This window comes from Caulobacter segnis, from assembly GCF_023935105.1.
GTDB classification, from domain to species: domain Bacteria; phylum Pseudomonadota; class Alphaproteobacteria; order Caulobacterales; family Caulobacteraceae; genus Caulobacter; species Caulobacter segnis_B.
In genome coordinates this window covers 5,644,953-5,656,963 of the sequence record NZ_CP096040.1, presented here as the reverse complement: position 1 = coordinate 5,656,963, position 12,011 = coordinate 5,644,953, and the positions used below count along the sequence as shown (strand labels likewise).

The following is a 12,011-nucleotide window of genomic DNA, read 5'->3' as shown; positions in this document are numbered from 1 at the left end:
CATGGCCTTGCCGATCTACATGGACCGCGTGATCGCGCCGCATCGCTCGCTGAGCCCGCAGGGGGCGGCGGTGCTGCTGGGCGTGATGATGGCCTTCAACGCCCTGGTGGCGATCTTCCTGCTGGTGCTCGGAGCGCCGCCGGTGCTGCCGTTCCTGGGGCTGGACGTCCTGGCCCTATGGCTGGCGCTGCGCGCTTCGGATCGCGCCGCCCGCCGGGTCGAACGCGTCCAGGTCACCGCCGAGGCTGTCACGGTCAGCCGCGAGGACGAGAAGGGCGCGCGCACGGTCTGGACCTCGCCGACCGCCTTCACCCGCGTCGGGGTCGACCATCCGGGCGAGCACGAGACCCGCGTGCGGCTGATGATCCACCGTCGACGCCTGACCCTGGCCCGGTCGCTTGGGCCGGACGAGCGGATGAGCTTCGCCGGCGACCTGCAGGAGGCCATCCGCGCCGCCCGCAACGAGCGCTGGTCATGACAGCAAGAACCGGGCGGACACTGTTCGGCGTGGGCCGTAGCCTATGAGCATGGCATACGACGCAAATCCCTTTCCGACCGGGAACGAAGAGCTGGTCCGTCTGGCCGAACGCTCGGTCGACTATCACCGCATGGCCAAGGCGCTGGACTGGCTGGCCGAGCGGTGGTCCGATCATCCCTCGCTGGACGAGGCCGCCCAGGCCGTGGGCCTGTCGCCGTTCCACTTCCAGCGCATCTTCACCCGCTGGGCCGGGGTCAGCCCCAAGAGCTTCGTCTCGGCCATCGCCCATGCCGAGGCCCGCCGCTCGCTGGAGGCCGGCGGCACGGTGCTGGACGCGGCCTTCGACGCCGGCCTCTCCGGCCCCTCGCGCCTGCACGACCTGTTCATCGCCCAGGAGGCGGTGACCCCGGGCGAGGTGCGTCGGCGCGGGGCGGGCATGCGGCTGCGCTGGGGCTGGGCTCCGACGCCGTTCGGCAAGGGCCTGTTCGTGATGGCCGATCGCGGCCTGGCGGGCCTGGCGTTCTCGGACGGCGATGACGCGGTGAGCTTCGCCGACATGCACCGCCGCTTTCCGGCCGCCGACTGGATCCGCGACGACGAAGCCGCTCAGGCCACGGCCTTGCACGCCTTTACGGGCGGGGAGGGGCCGCTGCCGGTGGTGTTGATCGGCTCGCCGTTCCACATTCAGGTCTGGAAGGCCTTGCTCAACATCCCGGCGGGCGAGACGGCCACCTATGGCCAGGTCGCCGGCTGGGCCGGCAAGCCCAAGGCCTTCCAGGCCACTGGCGGCGCCATCGGGGCCAATCCGATCTCGCTGCTGATCCCCTGCCACCGCGCCATCGCCAAGAGCGGCAAGCTGACCGGCTACCACTGGGGCCTCGCGCGGAAGGCGGCGATCCTGGGGATGGAGGCGGTGGCCAAGGCGGGGTGATACTTGCCCCACCTGACCTGCTTCGCAGGTCGTCCGCCCCCATAGGGGGCGGAAGGTGCGCCGCGATCCTTCTTCCCCCTTTGGGGGAGGAGCGCGAAGCGCGGAGGGGGCAAGTAACCGCTACAAAATAAACCGGCTCAGATCCGCGTTCGCCGCCAGCGCCCCGACGCGGTCCTGCACATAGGCCGCGTCGACCGTCACCGTCTCGCCGCCGCGATCGGCGGCGGTGAAGCTGATCTCCTCGACCACCTTTTCCAGAATGGTCTGCAGACGCCGGGCGCCGATATTCTCGACCGAGCCGTTCACGGCCACCGCCGCGTCGGCGACGGCGTCGATGGCCTCGTCGGTGAAGGTCAGGGTCAGGCCTTCCGTCAGCATCAGGGCCTGGTGCTGGCGGATCAGATTGGCTTCCGGCTCGGTCAGGATCCGGCGCATGTCGTCGCGCGACAGGCCCTTCAGCTCGACGCGGATCGGCAGGCGGCCCTGCAGCTCGGGCAGCAGGTCGCTGGGCTTGGCCACGTGGAAGGCGCCAGAGGCGATGAACAGGATGTGGTCGGTCTTCACCGGGCCATACTTGGTCGAGACCGTCGTGCCCTCGATCAGCGGCAGCAGGTCGCGCTGCACGCCCTCGCGGGACACGTCCGCGCCCGAGCGTTGCGACGAGCTGGCGACCTTGTCGATCTCGTCCAGGAAGACGATGCCGTGGTTCTCGGCCAGCTCCAGGGCTTCCTGGGTCAGGGCTTCCTGATCGAGCAGCTTGTCGCTCTCCTCGGCGATCAGCGGGGCCCAGGCGCCGGATACGGTGGTCTTGTGGGTCTTGCTGCGACCGCCGCCTAGCGACTTCATCATGTCCGACAGGTTGAACATCGCCGCGCCGGGCTGGCCGGGGATCTCGAAGGTCTGGCCGCCGCCGGTATCGGCCAGCTGCAGCTCGATTTCCTTGTCGTCCAGCTCGCCGGCTCGCAGCTTCTTGCGGAAGCTGTCGCGGGCGGCCGTGGCGCCAGGACCGGTCAGGGCGTCGAGGATGCGGTCCTCGGCGGCGGCCTCGGCCTTGGCGCGGACGGCGGCGCGGCGCTTGTCACGGACCATGGCCAGGGCGCTTTCCACCAGGTCGCGGACGATCTGGTCGACGTCGCGGCCGACATAGCCGACCTCGGTGAACTTGGTGGCCTCGACCTTGAGGAACGGCGCTTGGGCCAGCTTGGCCAGGCGGCGGGCGATCTCGGTCTTGCCGACGCCCGTGGGGCCGATCAGCAGGATGTTCTTAGGCGTCACCTCGTCACGCAGGTCGGCCGGCACGCGCCGTCGGCGCCAGCGATTGCGCAGGGCCACGGCGACGGCCTTCTTGGCCTCGGCGTGGCCGACGATGTAGCGGTCCAGTTCGGAAACGATCTCGCGGGGGGAAAACTCGGTCATCGGTCGTTGATCAGGGTCTCGAAGATCAGGCGCCAGCCTTCCGGCCGCCTTTGCCAGACATGCATATAGTGGGCTTGGACCAAATTTTGACCCGTCTGGCGCCAAGTCGCCTCGCCGTGGGTCCAGACGAGGTCGCCGGCCTTGGACGCGCCGCCGCCGCGCAGGGTCAGCCTCATGGCGCTCGGAAGCCGTTGCAGGCGCGCCTGGATCGCGGTCGAAAGCAGGGCGCGGGTCCCGCGTGGTCCGATCAGGCGGGCGTCCGATGCCAGAAACGCCTTGTAGGCCTGGGCGGCGTCATGCTCAGCCGATCGGCTCAGCATCGCTTCGGCCGCGCGAACCGCATCGAAGGCCTTGGCCGGCGAGCCTTCGCCCAAGGCTGCCACGGGACCCTTCGCCGCTGGCGTCGTTTGGACTGGCGCCAAGACCGGATCAGCCGCGCCGCCGCCGTCATAGATCCAGCGCCAGACGCCGTCGGCGTCCTTGCGCCAGATACTGGAGAACCAGCCGCTCGGCTTGCCGTCGAAGAAAGACGGACCCGTGGACAAGGCCAGGTCGCCTGACCGCGCCGCGACAACCCAGGCCGGCCACCATTCCAGCTTCGGCTCGCCCTCGCCCGATTGCCCGCCGTAGAAGGCGCGGGCGTTGGTCGGCGCCGGGGTGAAGATGATGGCGTCGTCGGCCATGTGCTTGAGGAACGACGCCTTGATCCCCAGGGCCAGGCCGTCGGCGGCGAAGGCGCGTTCCGCGGCCTCTACCTGGTCGGCGGGAGTCTTGGGGTCGGCCAAGGCGGCGCTGGCGCCGATCAGCGCCACGCAAACGGTCAAAACGGTCTTCAGCATGGCGGGACCCTCCCTGCGCCCAGCCAAGCGCCGAGAGAGTCCGCCGCGCATCCCGTTTGCGACGAAAGCCTACGAGACTTCGCCCTAGAGGACTTCGACCGTCAGGTTGCCGTTGGTGTAGACGCAGATCTCGGCGGCGATGCCCATCGCCTTGCGGGCCAGCGCTTCGGCCGAAAGGTCCTGGTCGATCAGGGCCTTGCCGGCCGCCAGGGCGTAGTTTCCGCCCGAGCCGATGGCGGCCACCGCATTGCCGTCGGCGCTTTCGCCCGGCTCCAGCACGTCGCCGACGCCGGTGACGGTGTAGATGGCGGTCTTGTCGGCCACCAGCAGCATGGCTTCCAGCTTGCGCAGGTAGCGATCGGTGCGCCAGTCCTTGGCCAGGTCGACGCAGGCGCGGGCCAGCTGGTCGGGGTATTGCTCCAGCTTGGCTTCCAAACGCTCGATGAGCGTGAAGGCGTCGGCCGTCGCGCCGGCGAAGCCCGCCACCACCTTACCGCCGGCCAGTCGGCGCACCTTGCGGGCGTTGCCCTTGACGACGGTTGGGCCCATGGAGACCTGTCCGTCGCCGGCGATCACGGTCTGTCCGTTCTTGCGCACCGCCAGAATGGTCGTGCCGTGCCAGTCGGGGAAGGAAGAGCTGTTTTGCATGGTCTCGCATGTGGCGAGGTTCAACGCGGAGATCAAGGATGAGCTTCTCGCAGGAAGAGGTCGAGCGCTACGCCCGCCATCTGGTCCTGCGCGAGGTCGGCGGTCCCGGGCAGCAGAAGCTGAAGGCCGCGCGGGTGCTGGTGGTCGGGGCCGGGGGCTGGGCGCGCCGGCCGCGCTGTACCTGGCCGCGGCGGGCGTCGGGACCATAGGCCTCGTGGATCCGGACGACGTCTCGCTGTCGAACCTGCAGCGCCAGGTGCTCTACGCCACGGCAGATGTCGGCCGGCCCAAGGTCGAGGCGGCGGTCGAGCGGCTGTCGGCCCTGAACCCGCACACGGCGGTCGAGACGCATAAGGTATGGCTGGACGCGGCCAACGCCGGCGACATCGTCGCGCGGTATGACCTGGTGTTGGACGGCACCGACGACTTCGCCACCCGCTTCGCCGTCAGCGACGCGTGCCTGGCCCATGGCAAGCCGCTGGTCAGCGGAGCCCTGGGCCGCTGGACGGGCCAGGTCGGCGTGTTCCACGGCAAGCCCTGCTATCGCTGCCTGGTGCCCGAAATCCCGCCGGACGCCGAGACCTGCGCCCTGGTCGGCGTGGTGGGAGCCCTGGCGGGGGTGATCGGATCGATGATGGCGCTGGAGGCGGTCAAGCTGATCGTCGGCGCCGGCCAGCCCTTGTCCGGCAAGCTCCTGATCCACGACGCCCTGGCCGCCGAGACCCGCACGGTGCGGATCGGGGCCGATCCCCATTGTCCAGCGTGCGGCGCTTGACGGCGTTGAAAGAACGTCGTTCGTTCAACCTTCGAGTTAGGGTGTTCCGTGCGTCGGGGAGGGCGGGATGAAGACGCTGGCGCGCGGTCTGGCGACCGCCCTGTTGCTGATCGCCGTGTTGGCCAGCATCGGCTGGCTGCTGATGCGGCGGCCGGACATACCCTACGCCACGCTCGAGGCGCGGTATGGCTATGCGGACTCCCGCTACATGGATCTGCCCGGCGGCGTGCGCGCGCACTATCGCGACGTCGGCCCGCGCGGCGCGCCGGCCATCGTGCTGGTGCACGGCTTCGCGGCCTCGACCCACGCCTGGGACGGCTGGGTCGAGGCGCTGTCCAGGGACTATCGCGTGGTCATGCTGGATCTGCCGGGCCATGGCCTGACCCGGACCAGCGACGCCTATGTGGTTCGTCCAGATAGTTTCGAGGCGACGGTCGACGGTGTGACTCGGGGCCTTGGCCTGTCGCGCTTCACCCTGGGCGGCAATTCGATGGGCGGCGAGGTGGCCTGGACCTACGCCCTGGACCATCCGGATCGGGTCGAGCGCCTGGTGCTGGTCGACGCCGCCGGCTGGCCGACGCCCGGCCGGAGCGGGGGCATGATCTTCAAGTTCCTGGCCAATCCGGTCGGCCGCCAGGTGCTGAAGGAGATCGAGATCCGGCCGTTGATGACCCAGGCCCTGCGTTCGGCCTATGTCGACCCCAAGCTGGTGACGCCGGCGCTGATAGACCGCTATGTCGACCTGGCGCGGGCGCCCGGCCACCGCGTGATCCTGCTGGGCCAGCGGCCGCGCCGGGTGGCCACGGCGCCGGACCTGTCGACCATCCGCGTTCCGACCCTGGTGATCTTTGGCCAGGACGACCGTGTGATCCCGCCAGCCGACGGCGAGAAATTCCGCAAGGCCATCCCGGGCGCGACCCTGATCCTCTATCCCGGCGTCGGCCATGTGCCGATGGAGCAGATCCCCGAACGCTCCGTCGCCGACCTGAGGGCCTGGCTAGCGGCCCATCCGGCCAAATAACGCGCTCCTCGGGATATTACGGAACAGACTCCGTCGTCGCGGCTGGCTATGCCCCCGTCATCCCAGACGGAGACATCGGGTGATGAGCGCATCGCGGATCGGATTGGACAGCCTGCGGGCCAAGGTGATGTCGGCGGAGGACGCCGCCACCCTGATCGACCCGGGCAGCACGGTCGGCATGAGCGGCTTCACCGGCTCGGGCTATCCCAAGGCCGTGCCGATGGCCCTGGCCAGCCGGATCGAGGCCGAGCACGCCGCCGGAAACCCCTTCCGCCTGCGGGTCTGGACCGGCGCCTCGACGGGACCGGAGCTGGACGGGGCCCTGGCCAAGGCCGACGGCATAGAGTTCCGCCTGCCCTACAATTCCGACCCCATCGCCCGCGACAAGATCAATCGCGGCGAGATGGACTATTTCGACATGCACCTGTCCCAGGTCGCGCCGATGGCCTGGCAAGGGTTCCTGGGCCCGCTAGACACGGCGATCATCGAGGTCAGCGGGATCCGGCCCGACGGCTCGCTGATCCCGTCCTCGTCGGTGGGCAACAACAAGACCTGGATCGACCGCGCCTCGAAGGTGATCCTCGAGGTGAACCGCTGGCAGAACCCGGCGCTGGAGGGGATGCACGACATCTACTACGGCACGGCCCTGCCGCCGAACCGGGTGCCGATCCCGCTGGTTCGCCCCGACGATCGCATCGGTGAAGCCTATTTCCGCTGCGATCCGGCCAAGGTGGTCGCGGTGGTCGAGACCGATTCCCCCGACCGCAACCTGCCGTTCGACGCCCCCGGCGAAGACCATCGCGCCATCGCCGGCCACCTGCTGGAGTTCTTCCGTCACGAGGTGGCGCGCGGCCGCCTGCCGGCCAGCCTGCTGCCGCTGCAGTCGGGGGTGGGCAACATCGCCAACGCGGTGATGTCGGGCCTGGTCGACGGTCCGTTCGACAACCTGACCGCCTATACCGAGGTGCTGCAGGACGGGATGCTGGAGCTGATGGAGGCCGGCAAGCTGCTGACCGCCTCGGCCACGGCCTTTTCGCTGAGCCCGCAGGCCGCCGCCGCCCTCAACGCCGACATGGCCCGCTTCCGCGACCGCCTGGTGCTGCGCCCGCAGGAGATCAGCAACCACCCTGAGGTGATCCGCCGTCTCGGCTGCATCGCCATGAACGGCATGATCGAGGCCGACATCCACGGGGCGGTGAATTCGACCCACCTGATGGGCTCGCGCATCCAGAACGGCATCGGCGGCAGCGGCGACTTCGCCCGCAACGCCTATGTCTCGATCTTCATGGCCCCCTCGACGGCCAAGGGCGGCAAGATCTCGACGATCGTGCCCAAGGCCCCGCACGTCGATCACATCAACCAGGACGTCCAGATCCTGGTCACCGAACAGGGCCTGGCCGACCTGCGCGGCCTGTCGCCCCGCCAGCGGGCCGAGGTCATCATCGAGAACTGCTCGCACCCGGACTATCGCCCGGCGCTGAAGGACTACCTGGCCCGCGCCCGCCGCGACTCCTACGGCCAGCAGTCCCCGACCCTGCTGAACGAGGCCTTCGCCTGGCACCAGCGCTTCGTGGAGACGGGAGACATGCGGGGCTAGGCGAAGGCCTTGGCGATGTGGTCGGCGGCCTGAGTCAGGATGCTGGTCAGCGTGAACCGGTCCCAGCCGCGGTGCCCGACCCAGTCCATCTGGACATATTTGGCTGAACGGCCCGCGGCCTTCAGGGCTCGGGACATGGTCTTCGACTGCTCGACCGGCACGACGGAGTCGGCCGCGCCATGGATCAGAAGGACCGGGGCGCGGATCTCGCGAGCCCGCAGCGCGGGCGAGCTCGAGGCCAGCAGCGCCTTGTCGGCGACGGGATCACCGATCGTCTTGAGCCAGTACTGATAGCTCGGCGCGTCAGCGCCATCCTCGCGGCGCACGCTGGCGATGAAGTCGTCCAGGTGTGTGACGCCGGCGATCGAGACGACAGCGCGGTAGGCGTCGGGCGTCTTCACCGCGCCCATCAGGGCCGCGTAGCCGCCATAGCTGGCGCCGCAGATGGCGATGCGGTTGCGATCGATCTTGCCGCTGGACAGGACGGTGGCCAGAGCGTCCTCGATGTCGTTTTGCATTTCGACGCCCCAGCGCTTGCGACCAGCGTCGGCGAAGGCCCGGCCATAGCCGCCCGATCCTCGGAAATTGACCTGCAGCACCGCCCAGCCCTTCGCGGCGAAGGCCTGGGTAAAGACATCGAAGCTGTAGTTGTCGCGCAACTCCGGACCGCCGTGGGGGTAGACGATCAGCGGGCACGGTCCCGTGGCGTTGGCTGGCAGAGTCAGATAGGCGGTCAGGTCCAGGCCGTCCCGCGCCTTGAGCTTCAGAATGCTCATCGGAGCCAAGCGGCCATTCAACCACGGATAGGCCTGGCCCAACAGGCTCAGGAAGCCGGCGGCGTCATAAAACCAGTATGAGCCGGGGTCGGTGGGACTGCTGGTGTGCAGAACAAACCGCCGATGATCGAGGCTGACGTCGACGAAGGTCAGGTTGACGTCGTGCTTGAACACCGTCGACAGCTGCTCGAAACTGGCCTTGAGCGCCGGCTCGAAGAAGACATAATCGCGGCGATCCTCGGCGACGACCGCCGCCAGCAGCTTGCCGCGATCGTCCTGGAAGACATCGACGATGTCGCGCTCCGGACGGGACGCCACGGTCTCACCCAGTTCCAACGTGTTGAGATCGAAACGCCGTAGCACGTGCCCATCGTCGTTTTCGCGTTGGGAAGAGGCTAACAGGATGCCGGGCTCGGTCGTGGCGCCGACAATCTCGAGATCCGAGAAACGGCGCATCTCGTCGCGCCGGAGTTTGCGATAGAGTGTCCAGTCCTTAGCGCCGGGCGCGCGGGTGAACAGCGACACCACGGTGCCCCGGCGGTTGCTGTCGAAGCGCACCACCGGCACGCCATTCTGGGTGAACCAGCCGTAAGTCGACGGCTCTCCGCGTTCGAACGCCGCCACGGCACCTGTGCGCACGTCGACTTTGTAGAGCATGTAGCGAAGCTTCTGTCCGTCCCAGGCCTGCATCAGGATCAGGTTCGGATCTTCGGGCAGGGTATCGACGACTGTGGCCAGATCGAACTCGCGGAGCAGCAGTTCTTCCTGTCCAAACAGCAGAGCAGATTCGGATCCATCGAGATTCATCGACAAGATGCGCTGCTTGGGTGCATCGAAATAGAGGTCACCGAAACGGAGGCGGGTGGGCGTGCCGTCCAATTCCTTGTGGATATTCACCCAGATCAACAGCCGTTCGTCATTGGCCCACTGAATCTTCTGTACGTCGTAGTCGCCGATCAGGACCACCGTGGGCTGCCCCTTGGGCTTGTTGACGTCCTGCAGCAGGACATAGGCTTTCAAGCCTTCTCCGGCGTGTTCGACGTGCAGCACCGCCAGCTGGGCGCCGTTCGGCGAAAGGGCCGCTCCCAGGACCGTCGGGGGTGCGGTCAGTTCAGAGGCGGAGGGTGGTGACGTCGCGGCGCGCGCAACCGACAGCAAGCCTGGCGTCGCCACGCCGCCGGCCAGGATTGCGCGTCTGGAAATCATGCAAAGCCCCCGATGCAACCTTCGCGACAGGTGCTCGGTTCTGAACTTCAGGTCAAGCTTCGCCTTAAAGCATCGACGGGATGACCCGGTCCGGCGGTCTGTGGCCGTCCATGAAGGTCTTCACGTTGACGATGACCTTCTCGCCCATGTCGATGCGGCCCTCGACCGTGGCCGAGCCCATGTGGGGCAGCAGAACGACATTGGGCAGCTTCAGCAGCTTGGGGTTGATGGCCGGCTCGTGCTCGTAGACGTCGAGGCCGGCGCCGGCGATTTCGCCCTTGGCCAGCATGTTGGCCAGGGCGCCTTCGTCGATCACCTCGCCGCGGGCGGTGTTGACGACGACGGCGTGCGGTCGCAGCAGCTTCAGCCGGCGGGCCGACAGCAGGTGGTAGGTGGCCGGGGTGTGCGGGCAGTTGATCGAGACGAAGTCCATCCGGGCCAGCATCTGGTCCAGGCTTTCCCAGTAGGTGCAGCCCAGCTCTTCGGCGATGCGCGGGCTGACGGGCTTGCGGTTGTGATAGTGCACCTGCATGCCGAAGGCCTTGGCGCGGCGGGCGACGGCCTGGCCGATGCGGCCCATGCCGATGATGCCGATGCGCTTACCCCACAGGCGGCGGCCCAGCATCCAGGTCGGCGACCAGCCGTGGAAGCCGCCGGCCTTAACCACCTCGGCGCCTTCGACGATCCGGCGCGAGGCGGCCATGATCAGGGTCATGGTCAGGTCGGCGGTGTCCTCGGTCAGGACGCCGGGCGTGTTGGTGACGATGATGCCGCGCGCGTTGGCGGTGGCGACGTCGATATTGTCCACGCCGGCCCCGAAATTCGCGATCAACTTGAGCTGATCGCCGGATCGCGACAGAAGGCGGGAGTCGATACGATCGGTGATCGTCGGCACCAGCACGTCAGCGCGGCTCATGGCGTCGACCAGTTCATCGGCCGTCAAGGGCTTGTCGGAGACGTTCAGTTCGGTGTCGAACAGTTCGCACATCCGCGTCTCCACCGGATCGGGGAGTTTGCGGGTGACGATGACTTTGAGCTTGCGGGCGGCCATGGGCGGTTTGAAAAGCTCTCACTGACGGGCGTTTGAAAGCTGTAGCAAAGGGGCCCGAGGGGGCCAAGCAACATGCCGTCGAAAATAGAACATCGTTCGTCACGCGGGGCGTTCAGGATGCATTTGACCGCCAGTCTCGTCGGAATTGCGGCGAGCACGGCCTTACTGGCCGGCCCGGCGGCGGCCGACGGACCCCGGATCACCCCTTCGGGATTAGACGTGCCGCGCTACGTCTCGCTGAAATACGCCGAGGTCAATGCGCGCAACGGTCCGGACGAGGCCCACCAGCTGCTATGGATCTACCATGCCAAGGGCCTGCCGGTGCAGGTCGTGGCCGAAACGCGCGAGTGGCGGCGGATCTGTGATCCCGAGGGCGGGCTGGCCTGGGTCCACAAGCGCACCACCGACGGCCGCCGCTCGGCCATGCGGGTGCAGCCCAGCAATCTGCCGCTGCTGAACGCGCCCAAGCCCGGGGCCAAGGTCAGCGCCTATCTGAAGGGGCATGCGATCGCCAACCTCGACAAGTGCGAGAAGGGCTGGTGCCGCCTGCGGGCGGACGGATCATCCGGCTGGGCGCGGGAAACCGACATCTGGGGCACCGATCCGGCCATCCAGTGCCGCAAGGGATAGTCAAGCTCCAGGAACATACGGGATCAGGGAAACGTTGAGGCCTGACCCGCCGCCGTGCTAGGGCGTCCCCCATGCAGAAGAACGCCTACACCTTCGAAGAACTCCTGGCTTGCGGTCGCGGCGAGCTTTTCGGTCCGGGCAACGCCCAGCTGCCGGCCCCGCCGATGCTGATGTTCGACCGGATCGTGCGGATCGAGTCCGACGGCGGCAAGTACGGCAAGGGCTATGTCGAGGCCGAGTTCGACATCAATCCCGATCTCTGGTTCTTCGGCTGCCACTTCATCGGCGACCCCGTCATGCCGGGTTGCCTGGGCCTGGACGCCATGTGGCAGCTGGTCGGCTTCTTCCTGGGCTGGTCGGGCGCGCCCGGCCGGGGCCGCGCCCTGGGCGTCGGCGAGGTGAAATTCACCGGCCAGGTCACGCCCGCCGTCAAGAAAGTCGTCTACAAGATCGACTTGAAGCGGGTCATCATGCGCAAGCTCGTCATGGGAATCGGCGAGGGCGTCCTGGAAGCCGATGGTAAGGTGATCTACGAAACCAAGGACCTGAAGGTCGGCCTGTTCACGGCCGAGCAGATGGCGTCTTGATCCGTTAGAAGCAGAGATCCGTTGGACGAGACCGGACGTTAGAGAGCCGGCCCCCT

General features: G+C 67.8%; 11 protein-coding genes and 1 pseudogene. 7 read left to right on the top strand and 5 right to left on the bottom strand.

The features are described from left to right. The first annotated feature begins 1 nt into the window (after nt 1). Both MZV50_RS26270 and MZV50_RS26265 read left to right on the top strand, forming a co-directional pair. Nucleotides 2-478: a DUF2244 domain-containing protein gene (locus MZV50_RS26270; protein ID WP_252632299.1), complete on the top strand. Its 477-nt coding sequence runs from the start codon at nt 2-4 to the stop codon at nt 476-478. Between the two features lie 43 nt (nt 479-521). Further along, the gene (locus MZV50_RS26265; protein ID WP_252632298.1) at nt 522-1,409 is read left to right on the top strand and encodes a methylated-DNA--[protein]-cysteine S-methyltransferase; all 888 of its coding nucleotides are present in this window, start codon (nt 522-524) and stop codon (nt 1,407-1,409) included. Between the two features lie 120 nt (nt 1,410-1,529). Here the strand turns inward: MZV50_RS26265 and hslU are convergent, their stop codons facing one another. The 3 genes from hslU to hslV all read right to left on the bottom strand — a co-directional run bounded on the left by hslU (nt 1,530) and on the right by hslV (nt 4,312). Continuing rightward, on the bottom strand, nt 1,530-2,825 hold the full coding sequence (gene hslU / locus MZV50_RS26260; RefSeq protein WP_252632297.1) for an ATP-dependent protease ATPase subunit HslU: 1,296 nt from the start codon (nt 2,823-2,825) through the stop codon (nt 1,530-1,532). Beyond that, on the bottom strand, nt 2,822-3,664 hold the full coding sequence (locus MZV50_RS26255; RefSeq protein WP_252632296.1) for a nuclear transport factor 2 family protein: 843 nt from the start codon (nt 3,662-3,664) through the stop codon (nt 2,822-2,824). The genes hslU and MZV50_RS26255 overlap by 4 nt, the downstream gene beginning before the upstream one ends. 84 nt (nt 3,665-3,748) lie before the next feature. Continuing rightward, nucleotides 3,749-4,312, bottom strand: coding sequence for an ATP-dependent protease subunit HslV (hslV, locus tag MZV50_RS26250; protein WP_252632295.1), 564 nt, complete (start codon nt 4,310-4,312; stop codon nt 3,749-3,751). Between the two features lie 38 nt (nt 4,313-4,350). Between hslV and MZV50_RS26245 the strand changes: the two are divergent. The 3 genes and pseudogenes from MZV50_RS26245 to MZV50_RS26235 all read left to right on the top strand — a co-directional run bounded on the left by MZV50_RS26245 (nt 4,351) and on the right by MZV50_RS26235 (nt 7,705). Further along, nucleotides 4,351-5,087, top strand: a pseudogene (locus MZV50_RS26245) (HesA/MoeB/ThiF family protein). 67 nt (nt 5,088-5,154) lie between these two features. Further along, nucleotides 5,155-6,108, top strand: a complete 954-nt coding sequence (locus MZV50_RS26240; protein ID WP_252632294.1) for an alpha/beta fold hydrolase — start codon at nt 5,155-5,157, stop codon at nt 6,106-6,108. An 82-nt stretch (nt 6,109-6,190) separates the two neighbouring features. Then, nucleotides 6,191-7,705, top strand: a complete 1,515-nt coding sequence (locus tag MZV50_RS26235; protein WP_252632293.1) for an acetyl-CoA hydrolase/transferase family protein — start codon at nt 6,191-6,193, stop codon at nt 7,703-7,705. Here the strand turns inward: MZV50_RS26235 and MZV50_RS26230 are convergent. Both MZV50_RS26230 and MZV50_RS26225 read right to left on the bottom strand, forming a co-directional pair. Further along, nucleotides 7,702-9,687, bottom strand: a complete 1,986-nt coding sequence (locus tag MZV50_RS26230; RefSeq protein WP_252632292.1) for an alpha/beta hydrolase family protein — start codon at nt 9,685-9,687, stop codon at nt 7,702-7,704. The two genes, MZV50_RS26235 and MZV50_RS26230, sit on opposite strands and share 4 nt — an antisense overlap. A gap of 64 nt (nt 9,688-9,751) precedes the next feature. Beyond that, nucleotides 9,752-10,738, bottom strand: coding sequence for a 2-hydroxyacid dehydrogenase (locus MZV50_RS26225; protein WP_252632291.1), 987 nt, complete (start codon nt 10,736-10,738; stop codon nt 9,752-9,754). 72 nt (nt 10,739-10,810) lie between these two features. Between MZV50_RS26225 and MZV50_RS26220 the strand changes: the two genes are divergently transcribed. Then, the gene (locus MZV50_RS26220) at nt 10,811-11,368 is read left to right on the top strand and encodes an SH3 domain-containing protein (protein ID WP_436792194.1); all 558 of its coding nucleotides are present in this window, start codon (nt 10,811-10,813) and stop codon (nt 11,366-11,368) included. Nucleotides 11,369-11,439: 71 nt separating this feature from the next. Continuing rightward, entirely contained in the window at nt 11,440-11,955 is a 516-nt protein-coding gene (gene fabA / locus MZV50_RS26215; protein WP_252632290.1) for a 3-hydroxyacyl-[acyl-carrier-protein] dehydratase FabA, read from the top strand. The last annotated feature ends 56 nt before the right edge of the window (nt 11,956-12,011 follow it).